The sequence below is a fragment of the Janthinobacterium sp. Ant5-2-1 genome (genome assembly GCF_001445815.1).
GTDB classification, from domain to species: Bacteria; Pseudomonadota; Gammaproteobacteria; order Burkholderiales; family Burkholderiaceae_D; genus Janthinobacterium; species Janthinobacterium lividum_E.
Genome location: NZ_LNCE01000058.1, coordinates 30919 through 53659 on the forward strand (window position 1 = coordinate 30919; position 22741 = coordinate 53659).

20 protein-coding genes are annotated in these 22741 nt (G+C 63.5%); 7 read left to right on the forward strand and 13 right to left on the reverse strand.

The genetic code is table 11. From position 1 onward, the window contains the following. Window positions 1-50 precede the first annotated feature (50 nt). The 4 genes from ASN89_RS19370 to ASN89_RS19385 all read right to left on the reverse strand — a co-directional run bounded on the left by ASN89_RS19370 (window position 51) and on the right by ASN89_RS19385 (window position 5391). Window positions 51-410 (reverse strand): hypothetical protein, encoded by a 360-nt coding sequence (locus tag ASN89_RS19370; RefSeq protein ID WP_058050416.1) that lies wholly within the window; start codon window positions 408-410, stop codon window positions 51-53. A 98-nt stretch (window positions 411-508) separates the two neighbouring features. After that, window positions 509-2362, reverse strand: coding sequence for a glycoside hydrolase family 15 protein (locus ASN89_RS19375; protein WP_046685077.1), 1854 nt, complete (start codon window positions 2360-2362; stop codon window positions 509-511). A 3-nt stretch (window positions 2363-2365) separates the two neighbouring features. Further along, on the reverse strand, window positions 2366-3127 hold the full coding sequence (gene otsB, locus ASN89_RS19380) for a trehalose-phosphatase (protein ID WP_058050417.1): 762 nt from the start codon (window positions 3125-3127) through the stop codon (window positions 2366-2368). Then, window positions 3127-5391, reverse strand: coding sequence for an alpha,alpha-trehalose-phosphate synthase (UDP-forming) (locus ASN89_RS19385; RefSeq protein ID WP_152988625.1), 2265 nt, complete (start codon window positions 5389-5391; stop codon window positions 3127-3129). Before ASN89_RS19385 ends, otsB begins: the two co-directional genes overlap by 1 nt. Window positions 5392-5649: 258 nt before the next feature. Here ASN89_RS19385 and ASN89_RS19390 point away from each other — a divergent pair, with 258 nt between their 5' ends. From ASN89_RS19390 to ASN89_RS19405, 4 genes are all read left to right on the forward strand, one after another. Further along, window positions 5650-6765, forward strand: a complete 1116-nt coding sequence (locus ASN89_RS19390; RefSeq protein ID WP_058050419.1) for a mechanosensitive ion channel family protein — start codon at window positions 5650-5652, stop codon at window positions 6763-6765. Between the two features lie 50 nt (window positions 6766-6815). After that, window positions 6816-8111 (forward strand): cation:proton antiporter, encoded by a 1296-nt coding sequence (locus tag ASN89_RS19395; RefSeq protein WP_058050420.1) that lies wholly within the window; start codon window positions 6816-6818, stop codon window positions 8109-8111. A gap of 108 nt (window positions 8112-8219) precedes the next feature. Next, a complete protein-coding gene (locus tag ASN89_RS19400; protein WP_082654663.1) occupies window positions 8220-9398 on the forward strand; it encodes a serine hydrolase domain-containing protein in 1179 nt (392 codons plus the stop codon). A gap of 91 nt (window positions 9399-9489) precedes the next feature. Continuing rightward, the gene (locus ASN89_RS19405) at window positions 9490-9669 is read left to right on the forward strand and encodes a hypothetical protein (RefSeq protein WP_046685559.1); all 180 of its coding nucleotides are present in this window, start codon (window positions 9490-9492) and stop codon (window positions 9667-9669) included. Here the strand turns inward: ASN89_RS19405 and ASN89_RS19410 are convergent. Beyond that, on the reverse strand, window positions 9666-10049 hold the full coding sequence (locus tag ASN89_RS19410; protein WP_046685558.1) for a YkvA family protein: 384 nt from the start codon (window positions 10047-10049) through the stop codon (window positions 9666-9668). The two genes, ASN89_RS19405 and ASN89_RS19410, sit on opposite strands and share 4 nt — an antisense overlap. A gap of 92 nt (window positions 10050-10141) precedes the next feature. Between ASN89_RS19410 and ASN89_RS19415 the strand changes: the two genes are divergently transcribed. After that, window positions 10142-11239, forward strand: a complete 1098-nt coding sequence (locus ASN89_RS19415; protein ID WP_058050422.1) for a DNA topoisomerase IB — start codon at window positions 10142-10144, stop codon at window positions 11237-11239. Here the strand turns inward: ASN89_RS19415 and ASN89_RS19420 are convergent. Further along, the gene (locus ASN89_RS19420; RefSeq protein ID WP_152988626.1) at window positions 11193-11423 is read right to left on the reverse strand and encodes a hypothetical protein; all 231 of its coding nucleotides are present in this window, start codon (window positions 11421-11423) and stop codon (window positions 11193-11195) included. The genes ASN89_RS19415 and ASN89_RS19420 overlap by 47 nt on opposite strands. A 423-nt stretch (window positions 11424-11846) precedes the next feature. Further along, window positions 11847-12290 (reverse strand): RICIN domain-containing protein, encoded by a 444-nt coding sequence (locus tag ASN89_RS19425; protein WP_058050424.1) that lies wholly within the window; start codon window positions 12288-12290, stop codon window positions 11847-11849. A gap of 370 nt (window positions 12291-12660) precedes the next feature. Between ASN89_RS19425 and ASN89_RS29550 the strand changes: the two genes are divergently transcribed. Continuing rightward, the gene (locus tag ASN89_RS29550; protein ID WP_058050425.1) at window positions 12661-16035 is read left to right on the forward strand and encodes a hypothetical protein; all 3375 of its coding nucleotides are present in this window, start codon (window positions 12661-12663) and stop codon (window positions 16033-16035) included. A 6-nt stretch (window positions 16036-16041) separates the two neighbouring features. On the opposite strand, the gene ASN89_RS19435 is transcribed toward ASN89_RS29550, so the two are convergent. From ASN89_RS19435 to ASN89_RS19445, 3 genes are read right to left on the reverse strand one after another with little or no spacing between them, the layout of a single operon-like run. Then, window positions 16042-16854 carry a ferritin-like domain-containing protein gene (locus ASN89_RS19435; RefSeq protein WP_058050426.1) on the reverse strand — a complete coding sequence of 271 codons (813 nt, stop codon included), beginning with the start codon at window positions 16852-16854 and terminating at the stop codon, window positions 16042-16044. A 44-nt stretch (window positions 16855-16898) separates the two neighbouring features. After that, complete coding sequence (dsdC, locus tag ASN89_RS19440; protein ID WP_152988627.1) at window positions 16899-17801, reverse strand: DNA-binding transcriptional regulator DsdC; 903 nt, start codon at window positions 17799-17801, stop codon at window positions 16899-16901. Between the two features lie 20 nt (window positions 17802-17821). After that, window positions 17822-19153 carry a D-serine ammonia-lyase gene (locus ASN89_RS19445; protein WP_058050428.1) on the reverse strand — a complete coding sequence of 444 codons (1332 nt, stop codon included), beginning with the start codon at window positions 19151-19153 and terminating at the stop codon, window positions 17822-17824. A 264-nt stretch (window positions 19154-19417) separates the two neighbouring features. On the opposite strand from ASN89_RS19445, the gene ASN89_RS19450 reads away from it, so the two are divergent. Further along, window positions 19418-19642 (forward strand): hypothetical protein, encoded by a 225-nt coding sequence (locus ASN89_RS19450; protein ID WP_046685064.1) that lies wholly within the window; start codon window positions 19418-19420, stop codon window positions 19640-19642. A gap of 42 nt (window positions 19643-19684) precedes the next feature. On the opposite strand, the gene ASN89_RS19455 is transcribed toward ASN89_RS19450, so the two are convergent. The 3 genes from ASN89_RS19455 to ASN89_RS19465 all read right to left on the reverse strand — a co-directional run bounded on the left by ASN89_RS19455 (window position 19685) and on the right by ASN89_RS19465 (window position 22657). Next, window positions 19685-19906 carry a hypothetical protein gene (locus tag ASN89_RS19455; protein WP_046685063.1) on the reverse strand — a complete coding sequence of 74 codons (222 nt, stop codon included), beginning with the start codon at window positions 19904-19906 and terminating at the stop codon, window positions 19685-19687. A 35-nt stretch (window positions 19907-19941) separates the two neighbouring features. After that, window positions 19942-20493 (reverse strand): hypothetical protein, encoded by a 552-nt coding sequence (locus ASN89_RS28750; protein WP_152988628.1) that lies wholly within the window; start codon window positions 20491-20493, stop codon window positions 19942-19944. Between the two features lie 85 nt (window positions 20494-20578). Further along, window positions 20579-22657 carry a TonB-dependent receptor gene (locus tag ASN89_RS19465; RefSeq protein ID WP_058050430.1) on the reverse strand — a complete coding sequence of 693 codons (2079 nt, stop codon included), beginning with the start codon at window positions 22655-22657 and terminating at the stop codon, window positions 20579-20581. Window positions 22658-22741: the final 84 nt, after the last annotated feature.

The following is a 22741-nucleotide window of genomic DNA, read 5'->3' on the forward strand; positions in this document are numbered from 1 at the left end:
TAATAATGATGCCGCATGCCATCTGCACTTTGGACCATGCCTGTATCAGCTCAAGTTGGAAACTCTCCGCGCATATAGGTTTTCCAGAGATTGTCGATAAAGTCGATCTTGCCTTTATCGTGGCATGCCTGCGCAATCAGGCCCATATCGTCCGACACATAGCCAGCAAGGTCGGAATTTTCAGTGACTTGATACACTTTCTTGAATGCGACCTCCCTGATCCCCTTCACCAGGGCGCCTTCAGGTGGACAAGATGAAGTCACTTTTTCGTAGCTGGCACACCATGCGCCATCAAACTCAACAGATTCCCTGGCGCACAATGCAGCATCCCAGTCAGTATCTTTCTGGAAAATAGTCTCAAGAAAAATGCTGTCATTTATTGTCGCTAAAATGTCGTTTGCGGTCATCATCTCGGTATTTCGTATTGATCAGTGTGGATGCCCTTCGGTATTTCGTGTTACTACGCACCAAGCCTGGTGATGACCTGGCGCGTAATGACACGGTACAATTAAATCGCACTATCCCAAGGCGCCGACAACCTGACCGCGCAGTTGATCAACCCCACCATCGAGTAAGTTTGCGGGAAATTCCCCCACATTTCGCCCGTCACGGGATGCGTATCTTCCGACAGCAAACCCAGGTGGTTGCGCGCCAGCAGCATGGTTTCGAAGATTTTGCGCGCTTCGTCTTTCCTGCCGATGCGGGCCAGGGCGTCGATGCGCCAGAAGGTGCAGATGTTGAAGGCCGTTTCCGGTTTGCCGAAGTCGTCGGGCGCTTCGTAGCGGCGCATGTAGGGGCCGTCGCACAGCGATGCTTCCAAGGCGTCGACTGTCGCGATGAAACGGGGGTCCATGGGGTCGATGAAGTTGACTTCCGCCATCAGCAGCACGGAGGCGTCGAGGTCGCGCCCGCCCAGGCTTTCCGCGAAGGCCTGGCGTTCCTCGCTCCACGCTTCACGCAGCAGGCGCTCGCGGATCAGCACGGCGCGGCTGTTCCAGTGATCGGCGCGGTCCGGCAAGCCCAGTTTATGCGCGACCTTGGCCAGGCGGTCGCAGGCGGCCCAGCTCATCAGCATGGACGAGGTATGGACCCTGGCCCGCGTGCGCAGCTCCCACATGCCCGCGTCCGGTTCCGCATGCAGTTTGAAGGCTTGGTCGCCCACGGCTTCCAGCGCGGCGAACTCGGCTTTTCCCGCCCGGTGGAACAAGCGGTGATCAAGAAACGCCTGCGCGGCGCCCAGCACAATATTGCCGTAGACGTCGTGCTGGAAGTGTTCCTGTGCCTGGTTGCCCACGCGTACGGGACCATTGCCGCGGTAGCCGGGCAAGTGGTCGAGCATGGATTCGGGCAGTTGCTCTTCCAGGCCGATGCCGTACAGTGGCTGGATGTGGCCGCCTTTCGAGCGGGCCACGATATTCGTCAGCCAGCGCAAATACTCTTCCATCGTGCCCACTTCGGACAAACTATTGAGTGCCCGCACGACAAAGAAGGCGTCGCGCAGCCAGCAATAGCGATAATCCCAGTTGCGGCTGCTGCCAGGCGCTTCCGGAATGCTGGTGGTCATAGCGGCGATGATGGCGCCCGTGTCTTCATATAAAGACAGTTTCAAGGTGATGGCCGCGCGGATGACCACGTCCTGCCATTCCAGCGGCACGGCCAGGCGGCGCGTGTAGGTGCGCCAATAATTGATGGTTTCCTTTTCGAAGATGCGCGCCGTCTCGTCGATGCCGCCGGCCAGGGTTTCATCAGGCCCCAGCAGGAAGTTGGCCGTGCCGCCCAACACGAAATACGTTTCACTCAGCACATAATTGAGCGACACATCCGTGTTCAGCCGCAAGGTTTGTTCCGGCCCCACGTAGCGGATGTGGTGGCTGCCCTGTGTGATTTGCGGCGCCAGCTTGCCCCAATCGTAGCGGGGGCGCAGACGCACGCGGATGCGCACGGCATGATCGAGCGGCCGCACCCGGCGGATCAGCATCAGCGGGCGGAACATGCGGTCGCGGCTGAGGAATCGGGGCGCGAAGTCCGTGATTTCCACGCCGCGCCCATCCGTGTCGTACAGCCGCGTGCGCAGCACGGCCGTGTTTGGCTCGTAGAATTGCTCGCTGCGGGCAAAGTTTTCAATGTCGATGGCCCACACGCTGCCGTTTTCCGTGGCGTCCAGCAGGCCGTTGAAGACAGGATCGCCATCGAAACGGGGCAGGCAGGACCAGACGACCTGCCCCGCCTGGTCGATCAGGGCGCTGAAGGCGCAATTGCCCACCACGCCGCAGTTGAGGGATGCTTGCGCGGGAGGCAAGCTGGCGGCGTTGCTGGCGGCGGATGCATGCGCGCCGCTGGGGGTGTCATAGGATGTCGTCATCGGCTACTCCTTCTGTATGTGTTCCAAGGCGGCCAGCAAGGCTGTCCGCAAGGCGTCGGGGCTGGCCAGGCGCAAGGTGGCCACGCTGGGGCCGCTGCCCACCTTCACGCCATGTCCGCCCGCTCCTTGTACATAGGCAAAACCTGCCTCGTCGGTGGTATCGTCGCCGGCGAAGACGGGACGGCGGCCCGCGAACGGCGCCTCGGCCATGAAGGCGGCGATGGCGCTGCCCTTGTCGGTGGTGGCAGGCTTGGCTTCCAGAACCATTTTGCCATGCAACAGTAAAAGGCCGGGGCACGCTTGCACGGCGGCCGTCATTTCCTGCACGCACAGCTGCTCGAGTTCCGGCGCCAGCCGGTAATGCAGGGCGACCGCACCGCGCTTGTGTTCCACCAGCAAACCGGGGTGGCGCTCGGCCAGCGCCTGCGCGCGCGCCAGCACGGCAGACACGTCGGGTGTCGGCACGACGGAGAGGCGGCCATCGGCATCGCGCCGCTCCACGCCGTGCACGCCGGCCACGGGCAGCAGCAAGGGCGCCAGCATCGCGTCGATCTGCGCCACGGGGCGACCGGAAATGATGGCCAAGGCACCGCCATGCCGGCGCGCCAGCACGAGCAGCGCGTCGACCACGCCCGCTTCCAGGCGCACGCCGTCGGGCGTGGGAGCCAGGTCGACCAGGGTGCCGTCGAAGTCGAGGAAAACGGCGCTGCCGGACGCACTCAGCAGCTGCAACAGGGCTGCAGTATCGTCAGGAATCTCCGCCATCAAATCCCCTTGCGCCGCTTGATGCGGCTGTGGGCGTCGATCTTCGTCATGACCTTGTCGCGCTGGCGCAAACGGGCCGCATCGAGCAGCATGCGCCCGGCCCAGCGGTAGACATTGAAATGCTTCACGCGCGCCCGCATGCTCTTCATGCGCTCGCGCTGTTCCACGGGCGGCATCACGAGGGCGCGGTACAGGGCGTCGGCGCCCTGCTCGATATGGTAGGGGTTGATGATCAGCGCTTCGTGCAGCTCGCGCGCGGCGCCCGTGAATTGCGACAACACCAGCACGCCCAGTTCGTCGTCGCGCGCGGCGATGAATTCCTTGGCCACCAGGTTCATGCCGTCATGCAAGCTCGTCACCATGCACACTTCGGAAGCGCGGAAATAGCGCTGCAAATCGTCCTGTCCATGGTGCTCCGCTTTCAGCAGGATGGGCACATAGTCTCCGCTGCCGAAGCGGCGGTTGATGCGCTCGACCATCTTGCGCACCCTGGCGTCGAAACTTTGATATTCATCGAGCGAGGCACGGCTGGGGGCGGCGATCTGCACGAAGGTAAAATGGCCCACCATGCCGGGCTGCTGCTCCAGCATGCGCTCGACGGCCTGGAAGCGCTCGACGATGCCTTTCGTGTAGTCGAGGCGGTCCACGCCGATGCCCAGCAAGTGGTCAGGCGCCACGCCCAGTTCGCTGCGGATTTGCGCGCGGCACGTGGCCACGTCGGGCTGGTCCGGGTTATCTTCCGGCCAGGCGATGGAAATCGGGTAATCCTCGACCTGCGTCATCTCGCCGCCATAGGAAATGGTGGACGCTTCCGGTTCGATACGGGTTTCCAGGTAGCGGTCCACCGTTTCGAGGAAATTCTTGCGGTGGAATGGCGTGTGGAAGCCGAGGATTGTGCTGCCCAGCAAGCCATCGAGGATTTCTTCGCGCCATGGGCAAATGCCGAACGATTCCGAGTTTGGCCAGGGGATATGCCAGAAAGTAATAATCGTCGCCTTCGGCAAGGCTTCGCGCACCATGCGCGGCAGCAAGGCGAAATGGTAATCCTGCACCAGCACGACGGGGTTGTCCGTCTTCGCTTCCGCGATCACGGCGTCGGCAAAGCGGCGGTTGACCTTCACATACTGCTCCCAGTCGGACGAGCGGAACACGGGGCGCACATGGGCGATATGGCACAGCGGCCACATGCCTTCATTGGCGAAGCCATAATAATAGCCCTGCTCTTCCTCTTGCGTCAGCCACACGCGGCGCAAGGTATAGCTGGGATTGTCGGGCGGCACGGGCACGTGGTCGAGTTTATCCACCGTCTCGCGGTCGGCGGAACCGGCGCCATGCGCGATCCACGTGCCGGAACAGGCGCGCATCACGGCTTCCACGGCCGTCACCAGGCCGCTGGCGGGACGCTGCACCGCAACACCGGTCTCCGTTTTGGTGTGGATGTACGGCTCGCGGTTCGATACCACGAGCACCTGGTCGCCGGACAAGTCCGCTTCAAGCAAGGCACGCAGCTTGTCCGGCGTCCAGTCGGACGACCAGCCGTTATCGCCCTGGCGTTCCAGGTGGTATTCCTGCAGCAATTCGCGCAAGTCGCCGATCAGCGGCTGCATTTCCGGCGGCGGCGCGGGCGCGGCGGCCGGTGCGGCGGCGGCAACGGCTGGATTGTTCTTCGACAGCAATTCGCCGCGCAAGATGTCCTTCACGGCCGCCAGCCAGCCGCGCCAGCTCAGGTGCGCCACGAACACGGTCATCAGGGAAATCAGCACGGCCAGCACGGCCAGGAAGGCAAAGATAAAACGCTTGGTATCCGTATTGCGGCGCTCGACAAAGCTCATGTCCTGCACCAGCACCAGCCGGCCTAGCTGGGATGCATCCTGCATCACGGGCGTTTCGCTGAGGTGGACCTGGCCTTGGGGCAATTGCGCCAAGGATTTGTACAGGCCGCCTGTGGGCGGCGTGCTCCAGCAACCGATGGAAGCGGGGTATTGCGCGGACTGGTACAGCAAATGCCCCGCGTTGTCGCAAAAGCCGATGGCGATCAGGCGCTCGTCGCGCGTGGCGCCCTGGAACAGTTCGCTGATGCGGGTGGTGTCCTGCGCGGGCAGGTATTCGGTCAGCGAGGGCCGCAGGGTGCCGGCGAGCAATTCTGCCCGGCTGTCAAGGTCGCGCACATACCAGCGCAGGGTGATATTGTCGAGCAGGGGTACTACGATATAAGCAAACAGTCCCAGCACCAGGGCCAGTGGCAGGATGAAGCGCAAGGACATTCGGAGTGATCGTACTATCATCGTTTTCCTTTGCAAAAACAAAAAGCATGGCAAGTATGACTATGTTTCCACTGCGGCGACGCCCGTTTGCTTTCCGTATTGAAACGTCAAGGTGACATGGCGCAGCGCAGCAATTTCATCCAGTATCCACGTTGACGCAAGTCTTATCCGTACGGCAACGCACGCCCCCGTTACGCCATCTGCCCGTAAAATACCCGCTTCCGACATCCCCCCACCAATTTCAAGGAGTTTTCGCCTATGGATCTCAGCACGTTCCACTCGCTGATGGGAGGCCCGCTGCGCTCTGCGCTGACAGTGCTCGTTTCCGCCCTGCTCGTCACCCTGGTCGCCATCGGCATGCACCGGGCCGGCATCGGCCTGCTGAGAAGGCTGGCCAATGGCCATCCGCTTGCCAGCAACGTCGCGCGCGTGGCCTTCCGCGCCAGCCAGCTGTGCCTGATCGTCTTCGGCTTGCGCATGGTGCTGGCCAGCGCGCCCGACGATACGCCGGGGCTGGTCGCCATGTCGCACCTGGCCAGCGTGGCGCTGATCATCGCGCTGACCTGGCTGGCCATGCAATGCATCGAGTCGCTCAGCATCACGATTTCCCAGATCAATCCCGTCGATGCGGCCGACAACCTGCGTGCGCGGCGCCGGATCACCCAGGCCCGCGTGCTCACGCGCAGCGCGCACGCCATCGTCGTCCTCCTGGGCCTGTCCTTCGTGCTGCTGACCTTGCCCGGCGCGCGGCAGATCGGCGCCAGCCTGCTGGCCTCGGCCGGCGTGGCGGGCCTGGTGGCCGGTATCGCCGCTCGCCCCGTGCTCGGCAACTTCATCGCAGGCCTGCAAATCGCGTTCTCCCAACCGATCCGCATCGACGACGTACTGATCGTCAACGGAGAATGGGGCACGGTCGAGGAAATCAAGGGCACCTACGTGGTCGTGCGCGTGTGGGACGAGCGCCGCCTGATCGTGCCGCTGCAGTGGTTCATTGAAAATCCGTTCGAGAACTGGACGCATACCTCCTCCGAGATCCTGGGCACGGTGTTCCTGTGGCTCGATTTCAGCATCCCGATAGAGCCGCTGCGCGCGGAACTGACGCGCATCTGCGAGTCCGCCAAGCAATGGGATGGCCGCGTCTGCACCGTGCAGGCGACGGATTCCAACGAGCGGGCCGTGCGCGTACGCTTCCTCATCAGCGCGGTAGATTCAGGCACGGCGTTCGAATTGCGCTGCATCGTGCGCGAGCAGATGCTGGCCTTCATCACCACCCATTATCCGCACGGCCTGCCCCGCTTGCGCTCCACGCACGACCCCATCGAACTGCATGGCATGCAGGCGCAGAACGACAGCGTGTCGCTGTACAAAGTGTAAAGAAACCTGCGGCGCGCTGCCCTTGCCCGCGCGCCGCTACAATGGTTCGCATGAGCACCACCGCCTGGTTCATCCTGATCGGTTGCCTGATGCTGGCGCGCGGCCTGGGCGCCGACGGCATCGCGCGCCTGCCATTGACCTCGGCAATGGCTTACCTGGGCGTGGGCCTGCTGCTGGGCCCCATGTTCCTCGGCCTGTTCTCGTTCGACCTGGTGCAGCAAGCGCCCCTGCTGGAAACCCTGACGGAAATCGCCGTCCTCATCTCCCTTTTTTCCGCCGGCGTCAAGATGCCCGTGCCTTTCAGCCTGGCCCGCTGGCTGCCGCCGCTGCGCCTGGCGTGGCTGTCGATGGCCATCTCCGTGGCCCTGGTGGCGGCCTTTGCCTGCCTGGTGCTGGGCCTGCCCTTGGGCGCAGGCGTGCTGCTGGGCGCCATCCTCGCCCCCACCGACCCCGTGCTGGCCACCGACGTGCAGCTGCGCCATGCGGGCGACAGCGAGCAATTGCGCTTCACCCTGACCAGCGAGGCGGGCATGAACGATGGCAGCGGCTTTCCCTTCGTCATGCTGGGCCTGGGCTTGCTGGGCCTGCACGAGCTGGGACCGCATGGCGCCAACTGGCTGTGGCGCGACCTGGTCTGGGCCAGCGCGGGCGCCATCGGCCTGGGTGCGGCCGGCGGCGCGCTGCTGGCCTGGCTGGGCTGGCAGGTGCGCGCGAAGGAGCCGAAACACGCCATGCTGGACGACTTGGCGGCCCTGGGCTTGATCGCCCTCGTGTATGGCGTGGCCACGTGGCTGCACGCGTGGGGCTTTTTGGCCGTGTTCTTTGCCGGCGTGGCCTTGCGCCAGACGGAACTGCGGCTGGCCGGCGCGCCGAAAGACCGGCAAGGCTTGCTGCAGGCCGAGGAAACCCATGCCGTGTCCGCCGCCAAGCCGCACGACAGCGACGTGACGCTGACCGTCAGCGGCGAAGCCCTCGTCTTCAAGGAACACCTGGAACGCCTGTCCGAACTGACCCTGGTGCTGCTGCTGGGCGGTGCCGTCACGGCCGCCGCCTGGAGCTGGCAGGCGTGGAGCGTGGCGCTGTTCCTGCTGCTGGTGGCGCGCCCTGCCAGCGTGATGCTCGGTTTGCTGGCATCGGGCACCAGCGTGCGCCTGCGCGGACTGGCCGCGTGGTTCGGCGTGCGCGGCATCGGCTCGCTGTATTACCTCAGCTATGCCACCGCGCATGGCTTGCCGCGCGGCTTGGCGCGCGAACTGGCCGACATTACGCTCGTCGTTGTCATCCTCTCCATCGTCGCGCACGGCCTGACGGTCAAACCGCTGCTGGAACGCTACTGGCGCAAATAGCACCGGTGGCCCCCATTTGTCTCTGCTTCAAAGCAATGTTTTGTCAATCGCCCCTATGCCGGGCAGAAATATTGTTAAGATAATTAAAAATGGCAAAAGAGAGAATCAATGAAACGAAGAAGCGTGCTGGGACTGGGCGTCTCGATGGCCCTGCTGCAAACGGGCTGCGCCACCGATCCGGCCCGGCTGGCGTGGGAAACGGCATTTGACGGCTTCATGCGCGACGGCCTGGCCCGCACGGAAACACCGGGCATGAGCGTGGCCGTGGTGCGCGGCGAGCAAACGATTTTTGCGCGCGGCTATGGCTGGGCCGACATCCAGGCCGGCAAGAAGGCCGATGCCAACACGGTGTTCCATGTCGCCTCCGTCAGCAAGCTCGTCACGGCCACGGCCGTCATGCTGCTGCTGGAACAAGGCGCCTTCCAGCTCGACGACAAGGTGGCGGCCTACCTGGACTTCCCGTTCATGCATCCGAAGTTTCCCGACGTGCCCATCACCTTTCGCCACTTGCTCAGCCACACCTCCGGCATTTCCGACGCCGTATACGAAAAGACGACGACGTTTGCCGTGCAAGGCGACCCGCGATTGCCCCTGCGCGACTTCGTCAAAGGCTATCTGTCGCGCGGCGGCGCCTGGTATGACGCGGACGTGTCGTTTGCCGCACGGCCCGGCACGGAATGGCGCTACAGCAATGTCGGCATCGCCCTGCTCGGCTATCTGGTGGGCCGTTTGAACCCCGATGGCCTCGACGCCTTTACGCAGGAGCAGCTGTTCGAACCGCTGGGCATGGACAACACGGCGTGGAAACTGGCCGGCTTGCCGCGGCGCGCCATCGTCGCCCAGCCTTACGCGCACAAGGAACCGGGCCTGCAAGTGCTGCCGCCCGTCGGCTATCCGGACTGGCCGGCCGGCCTGCTGCGCAGCTCGGCGCATGATTTTGCCCGCTTCCTGGCCATCTTCAGCAATGGCGGCCGGGTCGATGGTCACCGCTACCTGCAAGATTCCACCCTGCAATCGTTTTTTGCCCCGCAAGCGGCCCCCGTCGTGCCTGCGGACTCGTCCGTACGCCAGGCGTTGGTGTGGCTGCTGCGCGACGTCGACGGCAAGGTGCTGGCCACGCACAGCGGCGGCGACCCGGGCGCCGCGTCCGTCGTCTGCGTCGACCGCGCCAGCAAGACGGCCGTGCTGGCTTTTGCCAACGTCAGCGCCGACAAGGAGTTTCGTTCATTCCAGAAAGAAGTCGTGCTGCGCCTGCTGGCGCATGGCGGCGGCGCGCAAGCGCGCTAGGCATGCCGCTTGTGTGAGCGGGCGCACGGTGGCGCCCAGGCAAGAACGTATGCTGTGCTGGTCAGATTTGACACTCAACGAGGAGACTGGCATGACGAACCGCATCGGCAACAAGGACGTGGCGCAGCAGCGCAGCAAGAGTGAAAAAGCCCGCATCAAGGCACAGAACATCGCCAACGAGGCGGTCAAGAAGGCCGAGGCCAGGGCCAGGTACCGCAACGCCGTCAAGGGACAACCGGGCCAGCCGGGCCAGCCCGCACCAGCAAGCTAGGCGCCGAACCAGCCGCGCAGTTTCTCGGCGGCCCGTTCCTTGACCTCGGCCGTGATGTAGGTGGCGACCGTGGCGACGGCCGCCGCCAGCACGGCCAGGTCATCCGCATAGCCGACCACGGGCGTGATGTCAGGAATCGCATCGATGGGCGAAATGAAATAGCCGAGCGCACCATAGATGGCCGTCTTGGCCCACAGCGGCGTATTCGGCTGCTGCGCCGCGTAGTACAGCCACAGGGCTTTCTCGATGACTTCGCGTCCCGCCGTCTTGGCGAACTTGACGACCTTGTCCCAGAAGCTGTCATCCGTGTATTTCTTTTCATACTGCTTGTCGGCCTGGGGGGCGTGGTCTTCTTCCAGATTCTTTTTTCTGCCAAACATCTGCTGCTCCTGTCTGCCGCGCACGGCGTTACGAATGCGCACCTTAGCATAACGGCGCGGCAGGTGCGCGGCGTACAAGGTACGCTATATCCATGGAAATATCCGCCACCACCACGGCCCGCGCCGCCGGCCTGCGCTACACGGGCGACCATCAAAGCGGCATCGCCCGATCGGGCAAGCCCGGCAAGTTCCGCTACCGCGACGCGGATGGCAAAGTCCTGCGCGATGCCGCCACCCTGGCGCGCATCAAGGCACTGGCCATTCCACCGGCCTGGACGGACGTGTGGATCTGCCCGCTCGCCAACGGCCATTTGCAGGCGACGGGACGCGACGCGCGGGGCCGCAAGCAATACCGCTACCATGCGCGCTGGCGCCAGGTACGCGACGAAGTGAAATATGAACGCATGCTCAGCTTTGGCCGTGCCCTGCCCGCCATCCGCGCCGCCGTCGCGCGCGGCATGCAGCTGCCGGGCTTGCCCCGTGAAAAAGTGCTGGCCACCATCGTGCACTTGCTGGAATTGACGATGATGCGCATCGGCAACGAAGAATACGCACGCACGAACAAATCGTTCGGCCTGACCACCCTGCGCACGCGCCACGTGCAGGTCGACGGCAGCGCCGTGGCTTTCCACTTCAAGGGCAAGAGCGGCGTGCGCCACGATATCCGCCTGAGCGACCGGCGCCTGGCCAAGGTGCTGCAGCGCATGCGCGAACTGCCGGGGCAGGAACTGTTTCAATATGTCGATGAGGACGGCGCGCGCCACGGCATCGGCTCGGGCGACGTCAACGATTACCTGCGCGAGGTGACGGGCGAAGACTACACGGCCAAGGATTTCCGCACCTGGTCCGGCACCCTGCTGGCCGCGCTGGCCCTGCAGGCGTTCGAACAGGTCGATTCCGATGCGCAAGCGAAGAAAAACATCGTGCAGGCGATCGAGTCCGTGGCTAAAAAGCTGGGCAATACGCCGACGATCTGCCGCAAATGCTATGTGCACCCGGCCGTGCTGGAATCGTATCTGGATGGCAGCTTATTGGAAGGCATGCGCGCACGGGCGCGGCAGCAGATGCAGGACGATTTACAGGCGCTGGCGCCGGAGGAAGCGGCCGTGCTGGCCTTGCTGCAGCAGCGCCTGCAGGGCGCGGTCAAGCCTGGCGCGCAGGCTGGGGCTGGCACTGGGCCGACAGCGTAAGGGCGTCGCTGCTGCAAACGGGCAAGGCGCCGTGGCCTGCTTCGCGCGCCACTGGCGCCGGCGCGGCATCGCTTGCCGGCGCCTCGCCCATCGTCATCAAGGTGGCCGCCAGGGTCGAGAAAGTGAACAGGCAGATCAGCAGGAAGGGCTTGTTCACGTGGATGGACTGATCTGGCTTTTGCATCGCATACTCCGTCGGACTGGTTGGCTGTTGCAGCATGGACACGATCATCGCGTGTTTCCGCAAAGCATACAATCAGACAGTTTCGACAAGGCGGGTAGGACAGCGCTGACAGACTCAGCCATGCATCAGCTGGCGCGCATTTGAAATGGCAAGGTGAATAAAGCAGGCATGCCGGGATTATAACTAAGTGACGGGCGTGGATATTCCAGCCAATATGAGAATATCGACAGGAAATGGAATTGATTAAAATAAAACAAGATCTTATTTATTTTAATTTCCTTGAAAATAAATATCGTCCGGCAGTTCGCATAAAATGGCGCAAGGTAATCGCGCGCCCCCTCGGATAAAAGAAACGGAATAAAAGCCGCACCTTTCAAACAGGCGCGGCTATTAATTTTCCGGCATGTTTACATGCAAACAACTTTACGCCGCTTCCAGCATGGCCTTCAGGGCCGGCACGGCAAGGCAGCTCCACTTCTGGTTCTGGCCGCCGTTATATGGCCACACGAGGATGGCATTGCCAGGGCTGGCGTTGTTGTTGGCGTTGTCCAGCACCATTTGCGGGTATTGCACGTTCGAGATGTTCGGCGCACGGCCCACCCAATTCCACAACTGGCTGGTGCGGCCCAGGGTCATCGTGCTGACGATCACCTGGCCTTGCTGGCCATCGTAGCCTTGTACATCGAGGCACAGGCTGGGGTTGGCCGCCAGCGTGATATAGCCGGTATTCGGGTCCATATTCCATTGCGAAGTCGTGCCGCCGACGCCAGAAAGAACTTGCAGGGTAACGAGGGAACCTGCCGCGGCGCTGGTGACGCCGATGCACAGATTTGTATTTTGCAAGCTTTGGATTACATATGCAGTCATGCTATATCTCCAATGGGATTATCGACGTTAATATTATCGGGCTGGCAGCACAATATATTAACGGAGCTGTTTTACAGCAAAGTCAGTATGGACCCTATTTTTTGATTTATTGTCACGCTTTGTCACTTTGAAAAATATATATTAACGGGCTAACGCTAATTAAATTCCTTAATTGAAAAAACAAACGCCAGCCACGCGGACGGCCTGGACCAGAACCGGGACAGGACTGTCAGCATATTTGACAGTGCGCCCGGCAACAAAGGGAGCGCCGTAGCCAAGTCCTTGTTTTACAAACGATAAATTTTCAGGAACGCTTCCTGCTTGACCTCCTGCCTGGGCACGCTTGGCGCCAGTCAACGGAGGAACGATCATGAGCTTTATCAAACAGGCGCTGCTGGCGCTGCTGCTGTGCGCAATGTCTGCCGCGCACGGCGCCAGCATCGGCTACACGGCCACATCGCTGGGCGGCACGCAATGGCGCTACGACTATACGGTCAGCAATACCACCCTGGCCGTGCCCATCGAGGAATTCACCTTGTTCTTCAGCGTGGGCCAGTACGCCAACCTGCACAGCGCCTCCACGCTACCCGGCTGGGACCTGCTGCTGGTGCAGCCCGATCCCGCCATTCCCGCCAGCGGCTACCTCGACGCGCTGGCGCTGGCAGGCGGCATCGCGCCCGGCGCCACGGCCACGGGCTTTTCCGTCACCTTCGACTACCTGGGCGCGGGCAGCCCCGGCGCCCAGCCGTTTTCCATCCTCGACCCCGTCTCCTTCATCGCGCTCGAGACGGGCATCACGCAGGCGGCCGCCATCGCCCTGCCCTCCACCCCATGGCTGCTGCTGGCGGGCGTGCTGGCCATGGCCTGCCTGCGGCGCCGGCAGCTGGCGGGCGCCGCGCTGGCCACGGGGCTGGCACTGAGCCTGTGCGCCTGCGGCGGCCCGGACGGTTCCATGCAGCCGCCCGCGCCGAAGGTCATGCTGGCCGCCGCCGCGACCGCCACCCAGGCCGCCGGCGACCTGGAAGTGACCTTGCTGGAAAAAGTGGCCGAGCAGCGCGTCAACCGCACGGCCTGGGATTACACTTACCGCGTGCACATCCGCAACAATGGCAGCGAAGCGGCCGGCAATGTGCAAGCCGTGCTGGCCAGTACGCCTGCCGGCAGCACCATCATCGATGGCGACGTGCTGGCCGGCAGCATCAGCGCGGGCGCCACTGTCACGCCCGCCGACACCATCACCCTGCGCATCGAGCGCAGCATCGCCTTCCAGAGCGCCGGGCTGACGTGGACCTTCAGCACCAGCGACGGCATCGCCCTCGACCCCGTGCGGCCCGCGCAAGTGGTCGTGCTGCCGCTGGCCGAGCTGGGCTTTCCCGACGGCGCCGACAGCGTCAAGGCCAGCGGCGCCGTCACGGACGTGCTGCTGCAGGACGGCAGCCTGCGCTTTTCCACGCCCGGCGACACGGGCGTGGACCAGCACGCGCAATTTTCCCTCAGCAAGGGTGGCAAGATCACCATCCTGGACTTGCTGATCCAGACGCAACTGCCCACCGCCGTGGAAACCTATGTGGAGCCGAACGACGACGGCAGCGTGCCGACCACGGCGCCCGTGCTGGCCATCACGGGACTGGGACCGAACAACCGCCTGCAGCCAGGCGCCCTGGGCTTCCGCCTCGTGGGCGCGGCGCCCATGGCCCTGCAGGACGACAGCGACGGCCTGCTGTCCACCCCGGGTGGCGTGGCTGTCAGCCTCAAGACCTACTGGACGTTCGATGCGGCCAGCGGCATCTTCAGCATCGGCGCCACGGCCATGCAGCAACTGCTGGCACCCTTGCCCAACGGCAGCTATGACCTGAACCTCAATTTCGTCTCGCAGGATGGCGAGTTCACGGCCAGCTATGCCTTGATCGTCATCAAGTCCGGCATCGTGCTGCAAGGACAGCTGCGCACGCCAGCGGGCGGTAACGCCACGGGACTGGCCGGCAAGAAGATGTTACTGGCCGGCTACAACAATCACCAGCGCCAGGTGGCCGTGGTCGACGCCACGGGCGCCTTCCACTTCGATGGCGTGCTGCCCGATACCTACCAGCTGACCTTGAACGACCTCGTCCACCCGAACGTGGTCAGCGTCAGCGCCGTCGTCTTCAACAGCAGCAGCAACGTCAACGTCGACATCGTCTATCCGTACGTAACGAGCCTGGCCCTGCGCGCCGGAGCCCAGACCTATGCGGCCGGCAGCGTCACGCAGGATGGCGCCGGGCCGCCCGCGCGCGCGGTGCCCGCCAGCCCCCGTGCCGCGGGCGACGTCACGCAGCAGGATGACGAGGGCAGCAAGACCTTCACGGCCACGGCGGCCGCGCAAAATCAGACCATCACCTCGCCCATCGCCTTCACGGTACCCAAGGGCACGAAAAACGTGGGAGTGAAAATCACCGTCAGCACGGCCGAATATCCCACCTACACGACGGCGCAAAGCCAGTACAACGATACCTGGTCGTACGCCGTGACCGGGCTGCCCGGGGTCAACCTGGCCGCCACGGGCGCCGTCAACCAGACGCACTTCACGCAAGGCACCATCGTCAGGACGGAGTGCATCGACGTCAGCAAGCAAACCAAGGATGGGGCGTTGAGCCTGGGCGGCAACGTCAGCGCCACGAATATCGGCGACAGCGCCCTGGCCACCGTGACGACGGTGGAACTGAGTCTCGCCTGCAAGGGCTTGAAGGTGACGCAGGCGAAGTTCAGCTCGCCGAACCAGGCCGCCCATCCCGTGCTGCAGCCGATCAAGCTGACGGGCAATTTGGCGGGGCCGTATGTATCCGTGTCGCAGGGAGCGGCCACGGCCACGCACACCGTGCCGCTGGAATTGCACTACACGCCAGCGGCGGCGACGATTACGGAAGTCAATATCGGCATCTCGTCGGGCGGCGGCGATCCCGCCTTCAGCACGGAGAATTTATTGTCCCAGACGAATACCAAGACTGCCGGCAGCGTGAAATTTTCCAGCCTGGTGCTGCCCGCCTTTGCCGGCGCCAAGCTCGACAAGAAGGCAGTCATCACGGTGCGCCTGAAGGGCCGCATCGACAATGTCGATGCCAGCTCCGACCCGGCCGAAGGGGGGCAAGTGGAATTCAAGGGCGACACGGCCTACATCCCCCTGTACCTGGCCGACAACGAGGCGGCGCTGGCGGCACGGCGCTACGGCACGCGTGACGCTGGCGGCGATTCGTGGGCCACGCGCCTGGCCATCGCCTGGCTGGCGGGCAAGGCTTACCGTTTCGACGACATCAGCGGCCAGCATGTGACGCAGACGGCGACGGGCCGCTCCATCCTCGGCCACAGCGGCCACAGCGACGGCCAGCAGATCGACTTGCGCTACGCGGACGGCGCGGGCGGCTACACGGACGCGCTGGGCGGCCAGAACGATGGCGCCGCCATTCACAAGCTGATCAATGATGCGAAGGCGGAAGTGGTGGCCAATCCCGCGCAAAAGCCGAAACTGGCGTCCCTGCAGGCGTGGATCGCGGCGAACCGGGCCATGCTGGCCCAGGAAGCGGCGCCGGCCAGCACGCGCGTCATCTACATCGGCCCCAGCTTCATCAAGCTGGCCCTCGTCGACGGACGTTTTTCCGCCGCCACTACCGACAAGATCCCCGGTGCAGGTGCCTGGACCAAGCCGGCAAAAGTGCACATCGAGGCGGGACACCTGAGTCACTGGCACATCAGCATCACGGCCCACCCCTAGCTGGATTCAGGCGGGCAGATCGGATAGTTCCAGTTCCGAAAAGCCCGCCCGGCGCCGCGCTTCCAGGTTGAATGGGCCGCGCAGGGTGGGCGCTTCGTAGCGCAGCGCCAGCTCGGCATAGGTGGCGCGCAATTCCAGGCCCCTTTCATCGCACAGGTAGCCATACCAGCGGTTGCCGATTTCAACGTGCCCCACTTCATCGCGCAAGATGATGTCGAGGATGGCGGCGGCCGCCATGTCGCCCGCCTGCGCCAGCTTGGCGCGCAGCGGCGGAATCGCGTCCAGCCCCCGCGCTTCCAGGGTGCGCGGCACCAGCGCCATGCGCGCCAGCACGTCGCCGCGCGTCTTGTCGACCATTTCCCACAGGCTGTCATGACCGGGGAAGTCGCCATACGTGTGGCCCAGCACCTGCAGGTGCGCCTGCAGCATGGCAAAGTGCGTGGCTTCCTCTTTCGCCACGCGCAGCCAGTCCGTGTAGTAATCAAAGGGCAAGTCCGGGAAGCGCCACAGCGCGTCGAGCGCCAGATTCATCGCATTGAATTCGATATGCGCGAGCGCGTGGACCAGCATGGCGCGTCCTTCCGGCGTGATCATCGAGCGCCGCCCCACGAGGCGCGGCGGCACCAGTTCCGGGCGTTCGGGACGGCCCGGCACGGGGCCGGTCGGCGCCAAAGGCGCTTGCGCATCGAGCTGTAGCTGCGCTTCGGCCATGGCCGCCACCATCGCCACCTTGGTTGCCGGGTCCGGTTCGAGCAGGCAGGCCAGCGCCGTCGTGCGCAATTCCTGTGGCGGCGTGGAGGTCAGTGGAAGTGGATGCATGGGACTGCTTTCTGGCGCGTTTTTTCAATGAGGGGCGCAGTGTATCAAATTGCCTGCCGCAGCAGCCAGTCGGACAAGGCCTGCACTCTTGCCGGCAGCGCGGCACGCCCGCTGTGCACGAGGTAGTACGCCTGCGGGCTGGCCAAGGCAAAGCCGCCAAACGGCAGGATCAGCTGGCCGCTGTCCAACCACGGCTGCACCAGCTGGCGCCGGCCCATGGCCACGCCCGCGTGGTGGATGGCCGCCTGCGCGCACAGGTCGGCACGGTCGAAGCGCAGGCTGCGCGCGGGCAAACTCACCTCTGGCGCCTGCCCGTCCAGCCACAGCCGCCACTCGGCATCGGGCGCGCAGGCGGGCCAGGCCAGGGTGTCGTGCAGCACCGTCACGCCTGACAAGTTGTGCGGCGTCTCCTGCAAGCCATGCTGGCGCGCATAGTCCGGGCTGCACACGGGCGCCAGCCATTCGCCCATCAGCTTGCGCGATGCGAGGCCGGGAAAGCTGCCGTCGCCGTAATGCAAGGCCAGGTCGACCTGGCCGGCGCGAAAGTCGACAGCGTCGTTCCCCACGCGCAAATCAATCGACACGTCCGGATACTGCGCCGTAAAGCCTGCCAGGCGCGGCACCAGCCAGCATTGGGCGATGGACGGGCGTGCATGCACGGTGATGCTGCCCGTCAGCGCATCGCCGCCGGCCAGCGCCGCATGCAAGCCATCCCAGCCGATTTGCAGCGCGGCAAAGATGCGTTCGCCATCCTGCGTCAGCTTGACCTGCCGCGTCAGGCGCTCGAACAAGCGCAAGCCCAGGCCCGCTTCCAATCGTGCGATGCGGTGGCTGACGGCGCTGGGCGTAAGCGCCAGTTCCTGCGCCGCCAGCGCGAAGCTGGCGTGACGTGCCGCCACGAGAAACGTGTGCAGGTTGGCGAACTGGCTGGCCGTCAGCGTCGCCATGCGCGGTGCGCCGGGCGGCATCAGGCGGCGCCGGCCGCCAGCAGCGCGCGGCCGCGCGCCACGTAGGCGGACATTTCCGCCTCGGGAACCATGCTGCCGCCCGTGCCCCACACCAGGTGCGTGGCCGTTTCCAGGTGCGGCTGATACTGCGGCGCGGCCAGCACGGCAGGAATGCCCGCGAAACCGGCCACGGCGGACGGTTCCAGGCGCAACTGCTCCGTCTGCTCCAGCAGGGCCAGCAAGCGGTACAGTTCTTCATCCGTGACGGTGGCGTAGCCATCGATCAGCCGCTGCATGGCGCGTCCGACGAAGCCGGACGGGCGTCCCACGGCCAGGCCATCGGCGGCCGTGAGGTTGTCGATGCCGACCTCCTGCACGCTGATCCCTTCATGCAAGCCCGTATGCACGCCCAGCAGCATGCATGGCGAATGGGTCGGCTCGACGAAGACGCAGTGGACAGCATCGCCAAAGGCCAGCTTCAAGCCAAACGCCACGCCGCCGGGGCCGCCGCCCACGCCGCACGGCAGGTACACGAACAGCGGGTGGTCCGCATCGACCGTGACGCCGCTAGCTGCAAATTGGGCTTTCAGGCGCTGGCCCGCCACCGCGTAGCCGAGAAACAGATCGTGTGAGTTTTCATCGTCGACGAAATGGCAGGTAGGGTCGTTCTCCGCCTGTTTGCGCCCCGCTTCCACAGCCACGCTGTAGTCGGTCGCGTACTCGACGACGGTGACGCCATGGCCGCGCAATTTATCCTTCTTCCATTGCCGTGCGTCGGCCGACATGTGCACGGTGGCACGAAAGCCCAGGCGCGCGCTCATGATACCGATCGACAAGCCGAGGTTGCCCGTGGAGCCGACGGCAATCGCGTACTGGCCAAAGAAGGCCCGTACGGCGTCGCTGGCCAGCAGGCTGTAATCATCGCCCTCCCTCAACAAGCCGGCATCCAGCGCCAGCGTTTCCGCGTGTTTCAGCACTTCATAGATGCCGCCGCGCGCCTTGATCGAGCCGGAAATGGGCAGATGGCTATCCTGCTTGAGCCACAGCTGACCGCTCGTCATGCTTGATGCCAAACCCAGCGCCGCCTGCATGGCCGGCAGCGGCACGACGGGCGACTCGATGATGCCGCCGCTGGCCTGCGTTTCCGGGAACGCCTTGGCCAGATACGGCGCAAAGCGCGCCAGGCGCGCGCTGGCCTGCGCCACGTCATCCGCCGTCAAGCCGACGTCGTTCAGCCCCTCGGCCGCCGGCGCGATGCCGGGATTGAACCAGCTCAAGGGCTGCAAGGCCATCAACTCTGTAATCAGGGGAAATTTTTCGCGCAGCGCGGCGATGGCGGAAGTGGGCAGCATGGCAACCTCGTGAAAGAACAAGCCATGATTAGACCGCATCCAGGCGCCGCTGGCAAAGGATGGTTGATCAGGCAATGGGTGACGGGAGATCATCTATGCCGTATTCATCGTCCGTGCATGTCTGGGCTCTGAACTTGGACGATAGATAAATTTAATTCCTCAATGCACTATCGATTAAAGAAAAATTTCCACAAAGTCACAAAAATAAGTTATCTTAAAGGCAAATAAAAGGAGACATTTTTTCTCTTTTCTACCGAGGCAAAAATGCGCTCCAAGAACGACAAGGTCACTGCTACGAATATGGATATCCTCGACTGCGCAAGGCAGGACGATTTGACGGCCCAAAAGGTCGAAGTCGGCATTATTTTCCAGGAAATGCTCGATACGGCCACGGCCGCCGCCTACCTCGCCAAGAACAAGGTGCCGATCGCCACCGCGCTGCGCGTGCTGACGGGGTCGCGGCGGAAAAAGAGCGGCGGCGCGAATTGATGGGGCTATGCGGGATTATCTGAGGCAGCCTGGTTGAACACGTCAGGGTTTCAAGGGAATAGACGCCACTTCATACCAAACCCGTATCCCTCGCTCAACCTTGGCTAGCGCCATCCAGCCCCTGGTTTCCGTGATGGTTTCGATGGAGACAGGGCGAACGCCGTTTTTTGTCAGCCATTCATTGGCCAGGACCAGCGACCTGTCCATGCCATCAGAGAGCGGACTGCCCGGGGTGCTCGAGCGAAAATCTTTAAATGCGATCATGCATGCCTTTCTTGTTCCGGAGATGGCGCTTGCAATTAATGTTCATGGCCGTGCTTACGCGCCAGCACCTCGTCCAGCGCCACCCATTCGCCATCGCCTTGCGTGGCGGAGGCAATGCCAGCGACACTGCGCAGGCGTTTCGGATCGATGAAAATCTTCCCATTCCGATTATCCACAAACGACCAAGAGACCTTGCCGCCTTCTTCGTTGACGACGATTTGTTTCTGCGTCACGGGGAAACTGGGGCCAAATTCACCGATGCGCGACGAGAATTGGCGTGTCTGCGACGGCACCACGCCGCGATAGATGTGGTCCACTTTGACCTCCATCATCTGGCAGCCGCCGGTGTTCGAGATGCAGACCGCCTGCGGCTTGCCGGCAACGGCTGGTAACGCGGGAGGACAAGGCGAAGGGCAATGCTCGGTGCCTGACGGTTGCAGAACGACCCGCTGCACGTGTCCGGCAAGCAGGACATCCTGGGCCGAGCCGATGGAGCAAAGACTAAACACCAAGGCGGCAAGGCATGTGGATTTTCTCATTTTTCTTTTTGCGGATGGCGGTTGTTGATAGTCTATTATTAAACTCATGGGAAAGTCCACCCATTACTTTCATTCCCGATAACACGCCCCGTCCACCGTTTGACGAGCAGGACGAAGGCGCGTTATTTCCGTTTTAGAACTTCAGTTGCAGCCCCAGATCAATCGACCTGCCCTCGGCCGGCAAGGCTTGCAGCGCGCCGCCGTTCGCCTTCAAGCCTGACAGGTACACGCCGCCCAGCGGGTCCGCATACGCGCGGTTGAACAGGTTGCTCACGCCAGCGCTCAGGCTGGCCATCTTGCCCAGCGCTACGCTGCTGCGCAGGTTGACGAGCGCGTAGCCGCCCGTTTCCGGTTCGAAGCGGCGCGCATCGACCATGTCCTTGCGGGCCACGATCTTCGTTTCGATGCGGTTGCTCCAGGCACCCAGCTTGTGCTCAACGGCCAGCAAGGCGTTGAACGGCATCATGCGGTACAGGTCGCCGCCATCGCTGCGCTTGCCCCGCGTGTATGCGGCGTTGCCTGTCGCCATGAAGCTGCCCCAGCGCGCGCCGCGTGCCAAAGGCAGCTGCCACGCCAGATTGGCGCCGTACAGCTTGGCGTCGTGGTTGGCAAAGCGCAGCAAGTTGCCCTTCGCGCCCATTTTCATGTACGGGTTGAAAGACGCCAGCACGTCGACGTCGATGTAATTGTCGACCTTGCTGTAATAGGGATTGACGCGCACGAACCAGCCCTCCTCGCCGCCGCCATGCCAGTCGGCCGTGAACGCCGCCGTGGTGGCCGCTTCGGGCTTGAGGTCGATACTGCCCACATAGCCGTTGCCATCGCCAAACCAGTTGGTCATGGTCATGGCCATCGAGCCGCGCCCCCACGAGTAGCGCTCGTACAGGTTGGGCGAGCGCACCTTGCGCGCCAGCGCGAATTCATAGCTGCTGGCCGCGTCTGGCGTGAACGTGGCTTGCGCGGAGGCATCGATATTCGTGTCGCGCTGGCTGCGGTTACGCGCATTGAAGGCCCTGGCGGCCATCACGTCCGGCATGTTCATCATATTGGTGCCGTACGATTGCACGTCGCCCGAGTCCATGCGCACGGATTCGCCGCGCAAGCCCAGCACGCTCTTCCAGCGCGCATCGTGGCGCGTTTCCAGTTCGCCAAACAGCACGGTGCGGTCGCGCTTGCCGTCGTTGATGTTCAGGTAGGTGCGCGGCCCCATCATCATGGAACCGGGCACGGCCGGCCAGTAATCGTCGAGGCGGAAGCCATGCCACTCCTGGCCCAGGCGCAACTCGCCCGCAGCCATTGGCAAGCTGGCCATCAGCGCATAGCCCGTGTTACGCCCGTGCGTGATCATCGGCATCGTGCCCGTGCGCTCGGGGGTAAAGAAACCCATTTCATGGTCCGTCTGCTGCCAGTAGGCACGTGCCTCAAACACGCCCCAGCCGAACTCCCCCTTGTAAGCGAGGTTGGCGAATTGGCCGTGGTTATCCGTCATGTCCATGTACTGGTTCGGGAAACCCTGGTACGGGATATGCTGCACGCCGGCGCGCAGGGTCAGCTGCTGGCCATCGCGCTTGGCCGCCAGAACGATGGACTGGTTGATGCTTTCAAACATGCTGGCCAGCACTTTGTTGCCGTGACCATCTTCATAGCTGTGTCCGCGCGTGTAGGCGCCGCTGTAGCCGACGCTCAGGCTGTCGCTGGCGGCCGAGGCGTTCACGCTGGTCGCCACGCTGTTGTTGACGCTGCGTCCCGACACGGCAAAGCTGCCTTGCGTGAGCAGGCCCACGCCGGGCGGGGCAAACACGGGCGCGTTCGACTGCACTTCGATGGTGCCGCCGATGCTGTCGCCGCCCGCGCTGACGGGTGTGACGCCCGCGACCAACTTGATGCGCTGCACCTGCTGCGGATCGATATACGACAGCGGCGCATTCATGTGATTGGCGCAGGCCGACGTCAGTTCCATGCCGTCGATGCGGATCTTGATGCGGTCATCGGCAAAGCCATTCACTACCGGCAAGCCGGACACGCCGCCACCGGCCGCCACGCTGTAGCCGGGCGTGCTCGACAGCATCAACGCCGTGTCGGCGGCGGGACGGTAGCCGTCGCCTATGGCCGTGACGATGACTTTCATCTCGGGCAAGACCTCTTCGGTGCGCGTTTGCGCCATGGCGGGCATGGCGATGGCGAGGGAAATCAATAAGGGGAAATGTTTCATGGTGCTGCTTTCAGATTCTGTATAGGCAAGACGAACAGGCGCAAGCGCACGACACGCGCGGCGCAAGGCTGTTCAGGAAAAGGT

Bases quoted from the DNA above. Each gene is read 5' to 3' on its own strand.
- dsdC (WP_152988627.1), bottom strand. From the start codon at position 17,801: ATGGCGACGCTGACGGCCAGCCAGTTCGCCAACCTGCACACGTTTCTC.
- otsB (WP_058050417.1), bottom strand. From the start codon at position 3,127: ATGGCGGAGATTCCTGACGATACTGCAGCCCTGTTGCAGCTGCTGAGT.
- ASN89_RS19415 (WP_058050422.1), top strand. From the start codon at position 10,142: ATGGAAATATCCGCCACCACCACGGCCCGCGCCGCCGGCCTGCGCTAC.
- ASN89_RS19395 (WP_058050420.1), top strand. From the start codon at position 6,816: ATGAGCACCACCGCCTGGTTCATCCTGATCGGTTGCCTGATGCTGGCG.
- ASN89_RS28750 (WP_152988628.1), bottom strand. From the start codon at position 20,493: ATGAGTTTAATAATAGACTATCAACAACCGCCATCCGCAAAAAGAAAA.
- ASN89_RS19425 (WP_058050424.1), bottom strand. From the start codon at position 12,290: ATGACTGCATATGTAATCCAAAGCTTGCAAAATACAAATCTGTGCATC.
- ASN89_RS19455 (WP_046685063.1), bottom strand. From the start codon at position 19,906: ATGATCGCATTTAAAGATTTTCGCTCGAGCACCCCGGGCAGTCCGCTC.
- ASN89_RS19390 (WP_058050419.1), top strand. From the start codon at position 5,650: ATGGATCTCAGCACGTTCCACTCGCTGATGGGAGGCCCGCTGCGCTCT.
- ASN89_RS19410 (WP_046685558.1), bottom strand. From the start codon at position 10,049: ATGTTTGGCAGAAAAAAGAATCTGGAAGAAGACCACGCCCCCCAGGCC.
- ASN89_RS29550 (WP_058050425.1), top strand. From the start codon at position 12,661: ATGAGCTTTATCAAACAGGCGCTGCTGGCGCTGCTGCTGTGCGCAATG.
- ASN89_RS19375 (WP_046685077.1), bottom strand. From the start codon at position 2,362: ATGACGACATCCTATGACACCCCCAGCGGCGCGCATGCATCCGCCGCC.
- ASN89_RS19445 (WP_058050428.1), bottom strand. From the start codon at position 19,153: ATGCTGCCCACTTCCGCCATCGCCGCGCTGCGCGAAAAATTTCCCCTG.
- ASN89_RS19450 (WP_046685064.1), top strand. From the start codon at position 19,418: ATGCGCTCCAAGAACGACAAGGTCACTGCTACGAATATGGATATCCTC.
- ASN89_RS19435 (WP_058050426.1), bottom strand. From the start codon at position 16,854: ATGCATCCACTTCCACTGACCTCCACGCCGCCACAGGAATTGCGCACG.
- ASN89_RS19465 (WP_058050430.1), bottom strand. From the start codon at position 22,657: ATGAAACATTTCCCCTTATTGATTTCCCTCGCCATCGCCATGCCCGCC.
- ASN89_RS19370 (WP_058050416.1), bottom strand. From the start codon at position 410: ATGATGACCGCAAACGACATTTTAGCGACAATAAATGACAGCATTTTT.
- ASN89_RS19405 (WP_046685559.1), top strand. From the start codon at position 9,490: ATGACGAACCGCATCGGCAACAAGGACGTGGCGCAGCAGCGCAGCAAG.
- ASN89_RS19420 (WP_152988626.1), bottom strand. From the start codon at position 11,423: ATGCAAAAGCCAGATCAGTCCATCCACGTGAACAAGCCCTTCCTGCTG.
- ASN89_RS19385 (WP_152988625.1), bottom strand. From the start codon at position 5,391: ATGTCCTTGCGCTTCATCCTGCCACTGGCCCTGGTGCTGGGACTGTTT.
- ASN89_RS19400 (WP_082654663.1), top strand. From the start codon at position 8,220: ATGAAACGAAGAAGCGTGCTGGGACTGGGCGTCTCGATGGCCCTGCTG.